The following is a 17368-nucleotide window of genomic DNA, read 5'->3' on the forward strand; positions in this document are numbered from 1 at the left end:
CGAAAATCTATTGAATGCAGGCTTAGAGTTTCCAAACAAACCTCCTTGGATTTCATCACCTGCGACACTCGCGTGAAGGTGTTCACATGCCAAGAATTGTTCCGTTGCTTACCGATCTAAAGCTGTTCGAAACCGACGATGATGACATTGAAAGACGTTTGAGGAACCACTTGGAAGAACTCCGGTACTCAAGCTGCAATGAAGGAAAAACCGAAGAACCTAAGCGAGTGACATGGCAAGACACTGACACGATCCGCCGCCGCGCAAAGAAAATTATCGAAGCCCGTGGCAAGTATTCTCAAGGTCGGCATCTGTCCCGAGCTGACAGAAAGATGTTGCGGCCTGTTATGAATGGCGTTGCGGTAGGTGGACCGTCAACTGAACATCAAGTCGATGAAATCGCAGCAATGCTGTATGACGAGTTGCCGTGGATGCAGCGGGTTATCCATGAAATCTGGTTGGACATGCGCCACAATGTCATTGAGCATGGGCCAGGGTTGAGAATGAGGCCGACGCTATTGATCGGCGGAGCTGGATTGGGGAAAACTCACCTTGTTCGTCGGGTTGCAGAACTTTCTAATTTGCCGGTTGTTCACATTGATGGAGGCGCAAGTTCAGAGGGGTTTCCTGTTGCTGGATTGAGCCGAGGCTGGGGTGGTGCCGAATGTGGACGGCCTCTTAAAACCATGCTGTCTACACAGGTGGCAAACCCAGTGGTCGTCATTGATGAAGTCGACAAAGCGGGAACTGCCTTCGGTACTAGTGGTCACAGCACATCCATGCATACCGCTTTGCTTGGATTGTTGGAGCCAGTGTCGGCCGTTGATTGGCACTGTCCGTATTTTCAAATTGGTTTCGATATGAGTCGGATCAATTGGTTGAAGACAGCTAATGATGCTACCCGTCTTCCGGCATTGCTTCGATCTCGTGTGCGTGCAATCCACATCGATCCGCCGAACAGAGCCCAATTGGCAACATTCATTGAAAATGAAGTCAAAAGGCGGATGTTGCCGGAGGAATGCATGGATCAGATTTGGCAAGCGATCCAGATGCCCATCAACAACAACGCTGTCAGCGTTCGCTTGGTTGTTAAGCTTCTGGAGGAAGTCCAGCGGCTGGAGACATTGCCGTTGAAACACTAGCCGGTCATTGCGACAGGTGAGCCGAAATGGCAAATTCCGGGCTGGTTGTCGGGCCATCTTGCATCTTCCTGTCGAAAGGCCAGCCAGTACGTGCCCCAATGCCCTGTGTTGGAGTGTTTTCTCGGTGAAATATACACGCCTGGAGTAGAGGCAGTTGATCACCGATCACCGCACCTGCGTGCTCCCACGAAACACGGTTAACATCTGCCTCAGGCAGGTGATTAGATATAATCGGTATGGTTGAGTTGGGTATCCATGGCTTGGACGGTTCGCATACATTCTTCTGACTGTTAACCTGAGAAATAGAAGGTGAGCTTGCCTCACGGCTCACGCTTAGTATTTGTTGACGTTAGGTTAATTTCTACTCTGGCATTTGACGGAACTTTGTTTTCTTGTTTGTGTGCCTTTAAACCTATGCGAGAAGGGAATACTTAAAAGATGCGTAAAACAACCTATGTACTTGTGTTGTTGGCGACACTTCTTGGCGTCAAAGCAAGTCTTGCGCTCGAAGTTGGAAGCTACGCAGTAGTCGACGCAAATAAGTTGAATGTTAGAGCAGGGCCGGGTGGTAGTCACACAGTCATCGCACGCATGCCTAAAGGTATGGGGTTAAAAGTGTTATCTCGGTCTGGCGATTGGGTTAAAATCCAAACGTCCACGAGAAGCAAAGAAACCGGTTGGGAATGGAAGATCTACGAAGGTTGGGTAAGCACGAAATTCGTAAGAAGCCCTAGTGCTCTCGAAGCACACGAAGCTAAAGAGGATTCCGGCGACTGGCTTTTATACTGGGAAAACCTGTCTGAAACTTACAGCACTCCTATAGGAAACTTGGTTCTTCGCAGAAAGGCTAGGAAAGAAGAGATTTTTGTCGGCGAGAAAAGTTATGACGTTGACGATTTCTTGGTGTCGATTGTGCACAAAACTAACCATTGGTTTTTGATTCAACGATTGAGCGGAGGAACCGCTTGCCCCGCCATGTTCCAGTGGGTGAACGCAGATGGACCAGAGTTGGTGTTAAGTGAAGTTTTTGGCGCGTGTCTCGACGGGTTCGAAATTGAGGAAAGAGAGGGCTCTGTCAGGGTTGTTGTAATGGCCGGTGCAGCTTCTGTTGGCCAAGTCGCTTTTGACTATGATGGCAACGAGGTGGTTGAAAGCTCTTTGGGGCTCCGTGACAACATTGTAGAGAACGTCTTTGACCCTTTGAGTTGGGAAGGAAAACACCCCTATGATTATCTAAGCGCGGCAGGAAACGAAGGGATGCTCATAGACCTAATTGGGTGGAGCAATCTTGAGCGCGCTCGTTGGGGGGCCAACGGCGCCGGCAACAGGATGAAAAAAGTGGATGACTGGATAGTCGGGCGCGCCTGTCAACGAGCAATGTGCTACCGAAATAAGACTGCGGTGGCAATTTCCATTCGTACTGGAAAGCCCGTTATTGCTGTCAAGGAAGAAGGTGAAAACTGGGAGATTTTTGGTTCCGTTCAAGGCCAGCTTCCCGTCGGTTTGAGACAGGCAATGTATGATTAAGCTTGGGTGGCGCGCTGGACTTTCGAGAAGAGCGCGCTCTCAAAGCCTTTTTAACGTCGTGTTCTAACTGCACTCATCGCTGGGTTTACCAATGCTGAAACTTCGGTCAAGAAGAGAGCCAACTTCTCCTAGACTATTAGCAGAGTAGCTGCGGCTTTCAAAAAAGGTATCGCTGTCTCCTTCGACAAGGCCGCTAATGCAAAGCGATAACTTTTGACCGTCGTAGTTCAGGTACTGTTTTTCAAACCAATTTTCGCGGATGATATTCGCAGACAATATGTAGCTCTCATTGGGCGGAATGATCTTGCCACCTTCAAGAGCAACATTGACTCCCTCAAGCGATCCTTCGAAACGAATGAAGGCTTGGAAATCCCGTACAACTACGTTTCGCGGATTTTCAACCCTTATCGAGAATGCCCCTTTCGTGGGTGGAGAAAACTCAAACCCGAGAGAAGAGAAAGTGGGCCAAACGGCGACACTTCTCGCAAGGATTGACGCATTTTTTGATATTTCACTGCTGGATTCCGCAATTGCGGTTGTGTTTTTAGCCGTTGTATTCGCTGAAGCGTCAATCGATTCAAGCTGTGCATTTGCTTCGGCTGCAAATCGCTGGACTTCCACCATGTAGTTTGCAACGGCTCCTGGATTCACCCAGGCCCAAATCACCCCGCCAATAGCCGCCGCCCACGCGAGGAATTGACCAATATTAACAGCAACATTGAGTTTTTGGTCGAATTTTTCCCAAGCTTTGTAGTGAGTGTTTGGTGGGCTCAAATCTTCGTGGTTTAGGGAATCGTGTCTCGTTTCTTGGGGGGTCATCGGTGAGCCTTTTGTAGTGTTGTAAACACTGGGTAACCCAGCACACAAATCACTCTCAATGCATGTGTTGTCATGGCTTCGGAACAACTATTGCATGTGTCTGACAAGCAACGTGTTCACAACTACCCCCAGCACAGTTTTGCCCATACTTAGTCTCCTTAAAGTAGGCCAGAGTTCAGGTTCAGACCAAACAGGCGTTCAAACTGCGCCTCTTACGGAGACAAGCTGCGGTAGGTGTTATTTCGTTTTTTGTTGAGTTGCTAACGGCTGCAACACAGTAAGTTGCGCACAAATTGAGTGGACCCCAAGGCAACAGTCCAAGTGGTCGAGAAATTTATGGAGAAGTGTTCAATTAGGGTGGTTTTCACTCCAAATTAACACATTCCGAGTAAGTTCTAGAAGTAAAGTGAACAGAGGTAAAACTATGGCCAGAAAGATCGGGTATCGACGCGTAAGCTCCAACGAACAGAACCTTGAACGCCAAGATTTGAGCTATTGTGATCGTGTTTTTGAAGAGAAAGTTTCTGGCGGATCTATGAAGCGCCCCGAGCTAGCCAAGATGTTGGATTTCTTGTGGGTTGGTGATGAAGTCCACGTTTGGTCCATCGACCGCCTGGCACGTTCTATGTCTGACCTTCTGGAAATCGTTCAAACTATCAGCAAGTCCGGCGCAAGCATCCACTTCATCAATGAAAACCTGAAGTTCTCAGGCAATCCGGATACAGATGATGCGGCGGCAACATTACAAATGCACCTGTTGGGGGCGTTTGCACAATTTGAAAGGTCGATCATCCGGAAAAGGCAGAGGGAAGGCATCGCCAAGGCTAAGGCCGCAGGGAAGTACAAAGGCCGGAAGCCTGCTGTGAACCGAGACGATGTACGGCGCCGCTTGGAATTGAGACTGCCTGTTGCTCAAATTGCCAGAGAAATGCAGATCTCCAGAAGTACCGTGTATGCGATTGGGAAGGAGTTAGGATTTCAAGTTCGGCCCGGCATGGTGGCTCCGGAGAAAAGACAGCCAGCAGCTACAGGTTAAGTTCAGATTTAGGGTGGTTTGTATTTTTCGACTTTTCGACAACCTAAGGTTCAGGGCCGATTGCCTGAAACTTTAAGGATGAAACATGGGATACATAACAATGCCGCATGCCTGCTTCCTGGCGAGCACCACCAAAAACCCAATAAAACGAGCAATAGCCTTGGGGAGTATCTATGCATACAAAGATAATCACGGCCGTTGGCAGATTGGCGAAAAAACGTTTTTGACTTGGTTGTCTCAGAGGCGGGCCGCAGAAACAACTTCGGGAAACCTCCATAACCAGGGAACTGTTGGAGGGTCCGCTTGGTGTAAAGCAAAGGCAGCGCCGCAATCCGTAGTTCCTTCAACATTGATTTCGGACAAGCTGAGCGATTTGACGAGGGTCGAAAAGGACGCTTGGAAACATGCTCCCAATGTGCCGGCGGACGTTCGACCTATCTACATCAATTAGGGTCCCGACTTCAGCGTTTTTGACTTTTGACGCACTTAGTTTGTGTCTTGCTCTACTCATTTCCTTGCCTTCGGCCCCACAATTAGCCCCACATTTGACTTGCGATTTTCTGCATCTGCATGCGGCGCCTGGCAACAGGACTCCGGGTAAGCTATTGAATTTAAATTGTTCGTGCCTCAGTCTGCAACAACCTGCTGCATTGAGTGTGTCTTCTCGACCGCACCAACATCCTGAAATCGTTACCCGAAATTGTCAGGTGAGACGGGCGCCCTGTTGGTTGAAGCGATAGGTTCGATCATGGGCGTAGCCGAAATGGACGGATTCACCAGCGTTGACCTGATGCTGGCCGAACAGGCGCGCGGTGATCTGGTGATCTTGCATCATCGCGATCACGTTTGTGTCTCCACCCAGATGCTCAACATGGGTCACGTTTGCGGTCAGGGGGCCTTCGTCGGATAAGTACAAGTCCTCTGGGCGGATGCCCAATGTTGTGTCCGCGCTGTCGCCGATCACGCTGGCGGGGAAGAAATTCATCGACGGAGCGCCAAGGAAACCCGCGACGAACTGGTTGGCGGGGTTATTATATAGCTCCATCGGGCTGCCAGCCTGTTCAACGCGCCCGTCGCGCAGGACGACGATCTTGTCAGCGAGTGTCATCGCCTCGGTCTGGTCGTGAGTGACGTAGATCATCGATGCATCGAGCTGCTGATGCAGGTTGGCGATTTCCAGTCGCGTATTCATACGCAGGGCGGCGTCCAGATTGGATAAGGGTTCGTCAAACAGAAACAGTTTGGGTTCACGCACAATGGCACGCCCGATGGCGACACGTTGGCGCTGGCCGCCTGACAGTTCTGAGGGGTAACGGTCGATATAGGGCTCAAGGTTCAGCATCTTGCTGGCCTTGGCGACGCGTTCTTCGATGACCTGCTTGCTCTGTCCTTCCTGTTTCAGTGCCAGCGACATGTTCTTGCGCACATTCAGGTGGGGATAGAGCGCGTAGCTTTGGAACACCATGGCGATGCCGCGTTTGGAGGGTGGGGTGAGGTTCATTAGCTCTCCACCAATGCGCACTTCGCCTGAGGTCACGTCCTCCAGCCCCGCGATCACGCGTAGCAGGGTGGACTTGCCGCAGCCGGAGGGGCCGACGAAGACGACGAATTCTCCGTCTTCGACTTCGATGTTAATATCTTTCAGTACCTCGACAGTGCCGAAGGACTTGTTCACGTTTGTCAGCGTCAGGGCGGTCATGTGCGTGCCTCTTTCAGCGAAATGGGTTGGCCAGTGCGGATGCTTTCATCGGCAGCTAGACAGATGGCCAGCGATTGCACGGCGTCGTTCATATGGCGGGTCAGGTCGATGTCCTCGGCGATGGCGCGCAGCATATAGGCTTGTTCGGCATCGCAGAGCTGCTGATGGCCGGGCTCATCGGGCATGTCGATTGTCTGGTCGCCATCGGGGCGATGGACCAGAAGGCCGCCAACCTTGGTGTGTCCGTTGATATCGGCGGATGCGCCCTTGTTGCCATCGGTGATCGAGACCGAGCCGTTGGGCGACACGATGTCTTTCACGAAGAACGCAGTTTCGGACATCATCGGGCCCCAACCGGCCTCATACCAGCCGACCGAGCCATCCTCGAAGACCACCTGAAACTGGCCGTAGTTGTACATGTCTTCGGCGATCTCATCGCTTAGGCGCAGGCCCATGCCGTGGACTCGCACGGGGTCGGAGTCAGTGATCTGACACATCACGTCGACATAATGCACACCGCAATCGACGATGGGCGAGGTGGTCTGCATCAGAGCTTTGTGTGTTTCCCACTCGGCCCCGCTGCTTTGTTGGTTGAGGTTCAGGCGGAACACATACGGCCCGCCGAGGTCGCGCGCCTCGGCGATCAGGCGCATCCACGAAGGATGGTGGCGCAGGATGTAACCGATCACCAGTTTGCGGTCGGTTTCAATGGCCTTTTCGACAACGCGCTTGGCATCTGCCACAGTGGTCGCTAGCGGCTTTTCGACAAATATGTGCGCCCCGGCCTCCATCGCCGCGCAGGCGAAATCGGCGTGGCTGTTGGAGTAGGTCGCCACGACCACCAGATCGGGCTTGGTCTCTGCCAGAGCGGTGTGAAAATCCGAATAGGCCGGATAGATCGACAGATCTGGATGATCCACGCGACCGGATCGGTTCACCAACCCAACAATCTGCGCGTCCGGGTGATGATGGTGGGCCAAAGCGTGGCTCAGCCCCATATTGCCGAGGCCAGCGATCAGAACTTTGGTCATTTGACTGCTCCTGAAGTAATGCCGCGGATCAGCTGGCGCGAGAAGATGACGTAGAGCACTAGTACCGGCAGGATTGCCATGCTGAGTGCCGACAGAACTGCGTTCCAGTCAGTGACGAACTGGCCGATGAAGACCTGGCTGCCCAGTGTCAGGGTTTTAGTCTCCTCAGCGGGCGCGAGGATCAGCGGGAACCAGAGGTCGTTCCAGATGGGGATCATGTTGAAAACGGCGACCGTTGCCATGGCGGGGCGGACCAGCGGCAGAACCAACCGGAAGAAGATGGTGTATTCGGACAGCCCATCGACGCGGCCTGCGTTCTTCAGGTCGTCTGAGACCTGTCGCATGAATTCGGACAGTATGAACACGGCTAGCGGCAGCCCTTGTGCAGTATAGACAAGGATCAGCGCCCAGAGGGTGTTCACCAAACCGGTGGCAACCATCATCTCAAGTATCGCAACAGTGCCGATGCGGATCGGGATCATGATCCCAAGGGCCAGATAGAGGCCCATCAGGGTGTTGCCTTTGAACTTGTACTCGCTCAGGGCAAAGGCAGCCATGGCGCCAAATAGCAGAACGAAGGCCAGCGACACCACGGTCACGATCAGCGAGTTCTGGAAATAAAGGAAGAAATCCCCTTGTTTCATCACCGTCTGGTAACCGATCAGCGAGAAGCTTTCGGCATCGGGCAGGGCGAGTGGCTCGCGGAAAATCGAGCGTCGGGTTTTGAAGCTGTTGATGATGATCACGAAGACCGGGAAGAGGGCAATCAACGTGTAGAGGATCAGCGCCCCGTGCATGGCGGCCGTGTTCAGCGGGTTATGGCGTGCTTTGTTCATGCGTTCACCCTCACAGCTGATACCGGCGCATCCGGGTCTGGATGCCGAAGAGGTAGATGCAGACACCCACAAGGATGATCGCGAACATGGCGCCAGCGATGGCGGAGCCCATATGCGGGTCGCCCAGTTGCAGTTGGAAGCCAAAGAAGGTGCGGTACATGAATGTGCCTAGGATATCGGTTGAGAAATCCGGCCCTGCCAGCGCACCTTGCGAGACGTAGATCAGGTCGAACGCGTTGAAATTGCCGACGAATGTCAGGATCGAGATGATGCCAATCGAGGGAATGATCAACGGCAGCTTGATCTTCCAGAACGCCGAAGCGCCGGTGATGCCGTCTATTTCTCCGGCTTCAAGGATCTCTTCAGGGATCGACAGCAGGGCGGCGTAGATCAACATCATCGGGATGCCGACGAATTGCCAGACCGAGACAAGTGCCAGTGTTGTCAGCGCGTATTCTTCCTTGCCCAGCCATGGTGCAAACAGCGACTTCAGACCAATGGCGTCCAGCATTGAAGGTGCGATGCCCCAAAGTGGGGACAATATCAGCTTCCACGCGAAACCGACGATCACAAAGCTCAGAATGGTCGGAATGAAGATCGCGGACCGATAGAGCGCGGCAAACCGCAAGCGTGGATGCGACAGAAGCGCGGCCAAAGCGATGCCGATGGGGTTCTGAACCAGCATGTGGATCAGGAAGAACCAGAAGTTGTTGCCCAAAGCGTTCCAGAACTGCTCGGACCAGATCGGATCGAAGAACAGGGTGCGGAAATTCTGCAAGCCCACGTAGATACGTGTCTGATCAACCTCGGTGAACAGTGCGAGGCGCAGTGTGTTGAACAAGGGGAAGATCATCACTGCCGTGTAGACCAGCACCGCAGGGGCGAGGAAAACGGCAATGTGCCAGCGTATGCGGCGGGTCTGCATGGGAATCTCCGGGGGAAAGGTCCGGACGCGACGCGGTGGCCGCGTCCGGTGTGAGTGGCCTAGGTGTTACTGATGCGGTGCGTACCAGCTGGCCAGACCGTCTTGCAGTTGCTGACCCAACGCTTCGGGTGTCTCGGCACCCTTGATGGCTGCAACGGATGCACCCCAAGTCTCGTTTTCGAGGTTCGGTGTGCCGCGCGACAGGATTTGGTAAGTCGAGCGGATTGTGCTTTCGCACTCATCCCGCCAACCGACGATTTCCTTGGCCAGTGGGTCTTCCAACTCGACCGGAGTGCTGGACAGCGGGAAAAAGCCGGGTAGGGCGTTTCCGAAGATGCTGGCGAACTCTGGGCTGGCGACCCACGCCAGGAAGGTGCGCGCAGCTTCTTGGTTTTCGCTCGCCGCGTTCATGCCTATGCCGATATCGGTGTGGTCCGAAATATAGCAGGTATCGCCCGCGTTCTGGACCGGTGGCTTAAAGGCGCCCATTTCGAAATCGGCCTGTGTGTTAAAGCCCGAGATTTCCCAGCTGCCTGCTGGATAGACCGCTGCACGACCCAGCGTGAACAGGTTCTGGCTGTCGGGATAGGTTTGCGCTTCATACCCGTCGCCGAGATAGTCGGCCCACTTGGCCAGTGTCGCATACGGGGCGACCCACTGGGGGTCGGTCAGCTTCTGCTCGCCTTTGATCAGCGCCTGACGTCCTTCTTCACCTTTCCAGTAGTTCGGGCCGATATTGTTATAGCCCATCGTTGCGGCTTCCCACTGGTCATTGGTGCCCATCGCCATCGGGATATAGGTACCGTCTTCCTTGATCTTATCGAGGGCGGCAAAGAACTCAGCTTCGGTAGTTGGAACTTCGATGCCCAACTCATTGAACGCATCTTTGTTGTAGATGAAGCCGTGAATAACTGACGCCATCGGGACGCAGAAACTGGCTGAACCGTCATCGGTTTGCCACGCAGATTTGGCCACGTCCGAGAAATTTCCCATGGCCTCAAGATCAGACAGATCGGTCAGGTGCCCCGACTCGTATAGCGCAAGCGAGGCATCAAACGGACGGCAGGTAATCAGATCGCCAGCCGAACCGGCCTCGAGCTTCGAGTTCAAGACAGCGTTGTATTCTGCCGGTGCTGAGGGCGAGAAGATCACTTTGATGCCGGGATTCTCGGCCTCGAACGCCGGAATGATCTTTTCCTGCCACAACGCCAGATCGTCGTTTCGCCAACTTTCGATGGTCAAAGTGGCCTCTTGCGCATAGGCGCTTGTGACCAGCGCCGTGCTCATCAAGGCAAGGCTCAGAACTTTGCGTGTCATTTGATATCTCCCAGGTTGATGGTTTCTTGGTTTTGTTTCATCCGCTCCAGCGCAGGGCGGAGGTGATCGTCGGTGTTGCTTAGCATTGCTTGCGCCGCGTCCAGGGACCCTGCGCCTACAGCCAAAAGGGCCGCGCATTTGAGGTTGCCCTCTGCCGCAGTCAACGCCTTTGTAGCCTGAGCGGAGGAAACGCCGGTCAACTGACAGACGATCCCGTTGGCTCGGGCGCGTAGCTTGTCATTGTCAGCGCGCAAATTGATCATCATGCCGTCCTGAATATGCCCCAGCTCCATCGCCATCAGCGTCGAAAGCATGTTCAGTGCGATTTTCTGCGCTGTACCAGCACCCATGCGGGTAGAGCCCGAGATCAGTTCAGGTGGTGTCGAAAGCAGGATTGGATGGTCAGAAAGCTGCAACAGTTCGGTGCCCCCGTTATTGGCAATGCCGATAACTGTGGCGCCTCTGTCCCGCGCGATCCGCGCTGCTGCGGTTGTGTACGGTGTGGTTCCGCTGGCCGAGACGGTGATCAAGGTGTCTTTGGCAGAAAGATCGGCCAGGTCTCGGGCAAGGCTGTCGGTGGCATCTTCGACATCTCCCGGCATCTCAACTCCTGAGGGCAATCCACCTGCCATGTGGATGCGAATCTGGCGGGCTGGTATCGAAAAAGTTCCCCCGAGTTCCAGCGCATCCGAGGCGGCCATCAAGCCGGAAGAGCCTGCCGCCAAATAGCGCAAAACCCCGCCCGATCGGATGGATTGCGCCATAGCTTTTGCGCCTGCGCAGAGGGTGGGCAGCGAGGAAAGCGGGGCAGCGGCAGCGTCGGCTTGCGAGCGGGCCAGCAGCTCGGCCACTTCAGTCAGCGGTCGGGCGTCAAGTCCGATCGCGTCTTGATGTAGCTGTTCGGTAACTGGCTTGGTCACGTGATTCTCCCCCGAGATTTTGAATATCATACCTTTTAGATACCATTAGTCTACCATTTTATTTTTAAGCCCACTATTTTCAAGATCTAGACAACTATTACTGCATTATTGTGTAATTTGGTCTTCAATATTAGAAAAAGGTATTATAAAGGTATCTCCATGAGTCGCCCTTCTGATACCATTGTGCTGGCCGCTGATGGCGGTGGAACACGCTGCCGTCTTGCTGTTTCAGACGGCTCTGCGGTTCAGTGTGTCGAGGTTGGTGCGGCAAATGTATCAACCGATTTTGACGCAGCCTGCGCTGAGTTGATGCACGGAATTGCTGCTTTGGCCCGACTTGCCGGACTAGAGGCAACTCAAATTTCTCGTGCGCCAGCCTACTTGGGGCTGGCCGGTATCACGGGGCGCGCGCTGGCTGATCGGCTGGCAGAAAAGCTGCCATTTGACCATGTTCTGATTGAAGATGACAGGCCCGCCGCATTACGTGGTGCGTTGGGCTCGAAAGGCGGTTTCGTAGCGCATTGCGGAACGGGTTCTTTTCTGGCGGTCCAGAATGGGGATCGCAGGTCATTTGCCGGGGGCTGGGGACCTGTTCTCGGGGATCAGGCCTCGGCGCAATGGGTTGGGCGGCGGGCTTTGGCCTGTACGCTTGACTTTGTGGACGCTCTGAAGCCTGCGTCTGAATTGGCGGACAGCCTGTTGTCGCGTTTTGATGGCGCTGCTGGGATTGTCAGGACCGCCTCCAAGATGTCGCCTACCGAGTTCGGAGCGCTGGCGCCTGTTGTCACGCAACACGCAAAGCAAGGAGATGCGCTTGCGCTGTCGATCATGGAGGATAGTGCACAATATCTGACAGATCAGATGTTGGCGATGGGCTGGATTCCCGGCCTTTCGATCTGCCTGACCGGCGGCATCGGCCCGCAATATGCGGAATTTCTGCCTGCGTCAATGCAACAGGAATTGGCCGACCCGCTGGGCGATCCGTTGACCGGTGCCATCGCGTTGGCGCACGCCTTTCAAAAGGAGACCCGACATGAGCGTTGCTGACTTCTTGCGGCCCGAGGGTTGGCTGGGTCAGACCGCCGGTCCCCGATACGTACAGCTGCGGCAGCGGCTGGAGCAGGGGATTGAAGAGGGTATTCTGGCCCCGAACAGTTCACTCCCGCCCGAGCGCGAGATTGCCGAACTGACGGACCTGTCGCGGGTGACGGTCCGCAAGGCGATTCAGGAACTTGTGCGCAAAGGCGCGATTGAACAGCGGCAAGGCTCGGGATCATTCGTGCGTCAAGCGGTTGCGCGGGTTGAGCAGTCGCTGTCGCATTTGACCTCGTTTACCGAAGACATGGAGAGGCGCGGTTTTGAAACGACTTCAACCTGGTTGGAGCGCGGTATATTCCTGCCGTCGCCTGATGAGATGCTGGCGCTGGGTCTGTCGGCCAGCGATCAGGTCGCGCGCATTCATCGACTGCGCGCGGCTGGTGGGCGGCCAATGGCGCTGGAACGCGCGGCGTTGCCGCTGGATATCCTACCCAACCCGACCGAGGTTACCGGATCGCTCTATGCGTTCCTCGAACACTCGGGCAATCGTCCGGTGCGCGCGATCCAGAAAATCTCAGCCATCAATCTCGAAGCGACCGAGGCCGGTTTGCTGGACGTTGCCGAAGGTACGGCAGGGCTGCGCATTCAGCGGACCTCATACCTAGAAAGCGGGCGCGTTGCTGAACTTACCCGATCCATCTATCACGGCGATGCCTACGATTTCGTGGCAGAGCTGCGTCTGTCAACCTGAAAGGCAGGGCACATGTCCAGCGAAACAACTCAAATGCGGCAGGAAATCAATGAGATACCTTTTGCCGTTGATCGGCTTCTCACTGATGGTGCCACGGCGATTACAAAGACCGCAAGCGCGATCCACGCGCACGATCCCGGCTTCCTGATTTCGGTTGCGCGAGGTTCGTCGGACCATGCCTGCAGCTATCTGAAATACGCTTCGGAACTGCTGCTGGGCCTGCCCATGGCCTCGGTTGGGCCGAGCGTGAAATCGATCTACGGGGTCGATATGCGATGCCCCGGTGCGCTGTGTATTTCGGTATCCCAATCGGGTCAAAGCCCCGACATCGTACAGCTGACGAAGTCCCTGACAGAAGGCGGCGCGTATTCGGTGGCGATCACGAACGATACCACGTCTGCACTGGCCCAGAACGCCACCTCGGCTCTGCCCATCCTTGCAGGCCCCGAGCTTAGCGTGGCTGCCACCAAGACCTTCGTAACCTCTCTGGTCGCCGGGCTTTGGTTGCTGGCCGAGGTCAAGGGCGACGATACCTTGCTGGCTGCAATTCACAAATTGCCGGAAGATTTATCGCGGGCGATCACCTGCGATTGGAGCGCGGTGGTCGAGGCAGTCGATGGCCAATCCCTGTTCACTTTGGGACGTGGGATGTCCTGGGCAATTTCGAATGAGGCGGCGCTGAAATTCAAGGAAACCTGCCAGATTCATGCGGAAAGCTATTCCTCGGCCGAAGTTCTGCATGGCCCGGTTTCGATCGTGGATCAGGGCTTTCCGGTGATTGCGTTCTCGTCCGGAGACGCGGCTGAGGCCAACATCGCCGAAGTCGCCGATTCGCTCGCAGCTAAGGGCGCAAAAGTCTTCGCAACGACCAATCAGGTGTCTGATGCCGTGAGGCTACCACATGTCCGCACCACGCACTGGATGACAGATCCGGTAGCCTCAATCGCTTCGTTCTACGGTATGGTCGAAACTGTGGCCACGCGCCGGGGCATCAATCCCGATGCACCGCGTCACCTGCGGAAAGTGACGGAGACGGTATGACCGATGCGACGATCACCTTCGCGGGCGGGCTTATCTTTGATGGTAAAACCCTGAAGGACGGCCACGCCGCCCGTTTCGTCGGCGGGCTGCTCGACAGTATATTGCCCGAAGCCGAGTTGCCTTCGGATGAGATGGTTCAGGATCTGTCGGGTGATATTTTAAGCCCCGGCTATGTAGATTTGCAGGTGAATGGCGGCGGAGGCGTCATGTTCAACGACGATCCATCGGTCGAGACATTACAGCGTATTGCGGCGGCTCATCGCAAGCTTGGCGCGACGTCGATCCTTCCGACGCTGATCACGGACACGCCCGAAAAGACAACGGCTGCCATTTCTGCTGCTTCTCAGGCCATTCAGCGCGGAGTTCAGGGGATTGTCGGCTTGCATCTTGAGGGGCCGCATCTCTCGGTGCGACGCAAGGGCGCGCATGACGGCGGGCTGATCCGCCGGATGCAGGACGCTGATCTTGCACAGCTGATAGAAGCGGCAGGGGCGTTGCCTGCATTGATGGTCACGCTTGCGCCGGAAAGCGTCACGATTGCTCAGGTCGAAACGCTCAGCAAGGCGGGGGTCATCGTGTCGTTGGGGCACAGTGATGCCGAGTTTCAAACCTGCGTGGCTTACGCACAGGCGGGCGCGCACTGCGCCACCCATTTGTTTAACGCGATGAGTCAGTTGGGCAACCGCGAACCGGGGCTGGTTGGCGCAGTCTTGTCCAGCGGTGCGATGTCTGCCGGGTTGATAGCGGATGCAATCCATGTTCACCCGCAGACGATGCGCGCCGCCTTTGCAGCTAAACAGGGGCCGGGGCATCTGTTTCTGGTGAGCGACGCGATGGCCGTTGCTGGAACGGATCTGCAGGAATTCAAACTGGAAGGGCGTGTCATCCAACGTGAAAACAGCAGGCTGACCTTGCCGGATGGAACCCTGGCCGGGGCCGATCTGAACCTGACCACCGCGCTGCGCGTGTTGACAACGGATGTCGGCGTTTCACTGACGGACGCCTTGGCAGCGGCCACACGCATTCCGGCGGATATCATTTCCCAGCGCTCAATCGCGCGCCTGAACTTGATCTCGCAGGCCATTCGCATTTCTCCGGATTTGTCGCAGGCCCGTCCGGCAGTTGCTTAACCTTGTGTTGCAACAAATTGCGAAACACCGCGTTTTTCACATCTCGCCTCAACTGTAGCGGTCGTGTAAGACCTTAGGCGAACGTGGTTTGGGAATGTCTGTATGTATCAGATAATTGGAATAATTGGCAGGGCATTGACCACCCGGATCGCGCAATGATCCAAACGCGTGGCGTTTTCATTGGTCGGCGTACGGATTGTTTGGGCGCGCGCCTGCTGATGATCCTGACCTGTATCCGTCTGGCCGAAGACTTTGGGACAGACTACCGGGTGAACTGGTTCCCGCAAGGCACCGATGCGCCGGAGTTGGATCATCCTGAGGAGTTATTCACCAAAGACTGGATGGATGCGCATTTCCTTGATCAGGCAGAGTTCGACACGATAAGCGCGACCGCTCTGCCAATTTGGGCCTTCCAACACGATCCATCGCCCGAGCGGCTGATCGACCATTTGGCGTCTGGCCGTTCGGTTCTGGTCGAAGAAGCGAGCGAGATATTTGCCTTCCCGTGGGAAGATATCGAAACCATCCGTCCCCGCTATCGCGATTTCATACATAGCGTTGGATTTGTGGATGAGGTTCGTCAGATCATGGATCGCGCGGATCAGAAGCTCTCGGGGCAGGGGGTTTCGGCTTACCACATTCGGCGCGGAGAAATCCTGAACGGATTACCATGGAAGCATTCGATCTGGCCCGCCAAGATCGAACCTGACGAGTTTTACGAGGCCCATCTGGAGAAATCCAAGGGCCAGACGGCGATCATGTTTTCGGATCAGCCAGAGGTGATAGACCGTTTCAAGCAACGGTTTCCGGAGCTCATGCAGATGTCGGATATCGCTGATCTGTCGGCTCTGACCCGGGTGCAGCGGGACTTTCTGGAGCTTTTTGCGATGTCACGGGCGGATCAGGTGATCGCGCCACACATATCTGGCTTTTCAATGGCTGCAGCCCGGATTTCGGGGCAGCAGCGTAAAGTGTTCCGCGATGTATTGTCCAAGGATGAGATGCAGGCGGCCAATGCGCGGTTCATCGAACGGGTTGCGAAGGGGCCATCGGCCTTTCCGAATCCCTCAGAGGCGGCGCATATCTATTCAAAGGCGGTGCAATATCTGTCAGCGCAGGATCGCTGCGAAGAGGCGTATGATAATGCGAAACCTATTCTGGACGCCGGGGTCGACAACGCCTTTATGCCACTTCTACAATCCCTGAACTGTTTTTACCTGTCGAAGTGGCAGGAAAGCGAGGCACTTGCCAAAGCGGGATTGCAGAACCCGCATCTCTGGCCCGAAGACTATTCTGTTTTGTGCGCCTTGCGTGGCGCTGTTCTCGGCATGCAAGGCAAGCGTGGTGCGGCGACACACCATTTTGCAAAAGCGTTCTGGTCCAAGTCGTTACGGCCGGATATTGTGGTTCTGGGGTCCAGAATGCTCTACCGTGCTCAACTCGCGCTTAGGCTGATGCCGCCTGTGGACTGGTCATTGCAAAAGGTCGTTCGGCAACGCCGGTTTGCACCGTTCAATAACCTGTATCTGGTTCAGCGTAAGGTTGTCGTCAGGCGTCCTTGCAACTTCGATTTCATACTCTTGGATTGGGCCGAGTTGGCGCTGGATCAACGCGCAAGTCGTATCTTTGATCACCAACAAAAATTGGAAGCGCTTTCTACCTCACTCGATGAGGTTCACGACGTACCGGCAGACGACCCGCGATTCTTGGGCGCCAGGGTGATACTACAGAGGCATCTGGGGGAATTGTCGGGGGCCCACGCCATTGATAAAACCCGCCAGATCGTAGCTGAAGTGCCGGAAAGTGCCTTGTACCAAAAGCGGCTGTCCGAACTTTACGAAGCAGAAGGCGATACCGTAGCTGCGCATCGAACGATGTCAGAGGCGCTAGCTTGTGACCCGGAAAGCCCGTTTCTTCTGTTTGCCATGGGGCGCTTGCTAGAGCGGACGGGCAAGACCGGTCAGGGTGAAAAGTTCATTCTGAAAGCTGCCGATCTGGATGAAGTCACCGTCGTTATTCAGGGCATGGCGGGCCAGATACACATGCGGCGCGGGAACAAGAACAAGGCACGTCCCTATCTTGAGAAAGCGCGCGATCTCTATCCGCCTCACAAGCGCTTTACCAATCAGCTGAACCGGCTTTCAGGTCAGGCCTGA

Annotated in this window: 15 protein-coding genes; 8 read left to right on the forward strand and 7 right to left on the reverse strand. The window is 55.1% G+C overall.

The features are described 5' to 3' along the window. Positions 1-86: 86 nt before the first annotated feature. Both ACR0BI_RS00650 and ACR0BI_RS00655 read left to right on the forward strand, forming a co-directional pair. The gene (locus ACR0BI_RS00650; protein ID WP_480561731.1) at positions 87-1142 is read left to right on the forward strand and encodes an AAA family ATPase; all 1056 of its coding nucleotides are present in this window, start codon (positions 87-89) and stop codon (positions 1140-1142) included. 438 nt (positions 1143-1580) lie between these two features. Further along, a complete protein-coding gene (locus ACR0BI_RS00655; protein ID WP_480561729.1) occupies positions 1581-2669 on the forward strand; it encodes an SH3 domain-containing protein in 1089 nt (362 codons plus the stop codon). Positions 2670-2732: 63 nt separating this feature from the next. On the opposite strand, the gene ACR0BI_RS00660 is transcribed toward ACR0BI_RS00655, so the two are convergent. Beyond that, positions 2733-3488, reverse strand: coding sequence for a hypothetical protein (locus ACR0BI_RS00660; RefSeq protein WP_480561727.1), 756 nt, complete (start codon positions 3486-3488; stop codon positions 2733-2735). A gap of 424 nt (positions 3489-3912) precedes the next feature. Between ACR0BI_RS00660 and ACR0BI_RS00665 the strand changes: the two genes are divergently transcribed. Next, positions 3913-4524 carry a recombinase family protein gene (locus ACR0BI_RS00665; RefSeq protein ID WP_480561725.1) on the forward strand — a complete coding sequence of 204 codons (612 nt, stop codon included), beginning with the start codon at positions 3913-3915 and terminating at the stop codon, positions 4522-4524. Positions 4525-5227: 703 nt separating this feature from the next. On the opposite strand, the gene ACR0BI_RS00670 is transcribed toward ACR0BI_RS00665, so the two are convergent. The 6 genes from ACR0BI_RS00670 to ACR0BI_RS00695 form a co-directional block, all read right to left on the reverse strand. Further along, positions 5228-6223 (reverse strand): ABC transporter ATP-binding protein, encoded by a 996-nt coding sequence (locus tag ACR0BI_RS00670; RefSeq protein WP_480561723.1) that lies wholly within the window; start codon positions 6221-6223, stop codon positions 5228-5230. Continuing rightward, on the reverse strand, positions 6220-7254 hold the full coding sequence (locus ACR0BI_RS00675; RefSeq protein ID WP_480561721.1) for a Gfo/Idh/MocA family protein: 1035 nt from the start codon (positions 7252-7254) through the stop codon (positions 6220-6222). Before ACR0BI_RS00675 ends, ACR0BI_RS00670 begins: the two co-directional genes overlap by 4 nt. Next, a complete protein-coding gene (locus tag ACR0BI_RS00680) occupies positions 7251-8090 on the reverse strand; it encodes a carbohydrate ABC transporter permease (protein WP_170393445.1) in 840 nt (279 codons plus the stop codon). The genes ACR0BI_RS00675 and ACR0BI_RS00680 overlap by 4 nt, the downstream gene beginning before the upstream one ends. Before the next feature lie 10 nt (positions 8091-8100). Continuing rightward, entirely contained in the window at positions 8101-9015 is a 915-nt protein-coding gene (locus tag ACR0BI_RS00685) for a carbohydrate ABC transporter permease (protein ID WP_170421115.1), read from the reverse strand. Between the two features lie 66 nt (positions 9016-9081). Beyond that, on the reverse strand, positions 9082-10332 hold the full coding sequence (locus tag ACR0BI_RS00690) for an ABC transporter substrate-binding protein (RefSeq protein WP_170393441.1): 1251 nt from the start codon (positions 10330-10332) through the stop codon (positions 9082-9084). Further along, on the reverse strand, positions 10329-11252 hold the full coding sequence (locus ACR0BI_RS00695; RefSeq protein WP_170421117.1) for an N-acetylmuramic acid 6-phosphate etherase: 924 nt from the start codon (positions 11250-11252) through the stop codon (positions 10329-10331). Before ACR0BI_RS00695 ends, ACR0BI_RS00690 begins: the two co-directional genes overlap by 4 nt. A 159-nt stretch (positions 11253-11411) precedes the next feature. Between ACR0BI_RS00695 and ACR0BI_RS00700 the strand changes: the two genes are divergently transcribed. The 5 genes from ACR0BI_RS00700 to ACR0BI_RS00720 all read left to right on the forward strand — a co-directional run bounded on the left by ACR0BI_RS00700 (position 11412) and on the right by ACR0BI_RS00720 (position 17368). Beyond that, the gene (locus tag ACR0BI_RS00700; RefSeq protein WP_480561719.1) at positions 11412-12299 is read left to right on the forward strand and encodes a glucosamine kinase nucleotide-binding domain-containing protein; all 888 of its coding nucleotides are present in this window, start codon (positions 11412-11414) and stop codon (positions 12297-12299) included. Beyond that, complete coding sequence (locus ACR0BI_RS00705) at positions 12286-13041, forward strand: GntR family transcriptional regulator (protein ID WP_170393434.1); 756 nt, start codon at positions 12286-12288, stop codon at positions 13039-13041. Before ACR0BI_RS00700 ends, ACR0BI_RS00705 begins: the two co-directional genes overlap by 14 nt. Positions 13042-13053: 12 nt before the next feature. Beyond that, positions 13054-14082 carry an SIS domain-containing protein gene (locus ACR0BI_RS00710; protein ID WP_480561717.1) on the forward strand — a complete coding sequence of 343 codons (1029 nt, stop codon included), beginning with the start codon at positions 13054-13056 and terminating at the stop codon, positions 14080-14082. Further along, a complete protein-coding gene (nagA, locus tag ACR0BI_RS00715) occupies positions 14079-15212 on the forward strand; it encodes an N-acetylglucosamine-6-phosphate deacetylase (RefSeq protein WP_480561715.1) in 1134 nt (377 codons plus the stop codon). The genes ACR0BI_RS00710 and nagA overlap by 4 nt, the downstream gene beginning before the upstream one ends. Positions 15213-15367: 155 nt before the next feature. Beyond that, the gene (locus ACR0BI_RS00720) at positions 15368-17368 is read left to right on the forward strand and encodes a tetratricopeptide repeat protein (protein ID WP_480561713.1); all 2001 of its coding nucleotides are present in this window, start codon (positions 15368-15370) and stop codon (positions 17366-17368) included.

The organism is Ruegeria sp. E5, assembly GCF_056534105.1.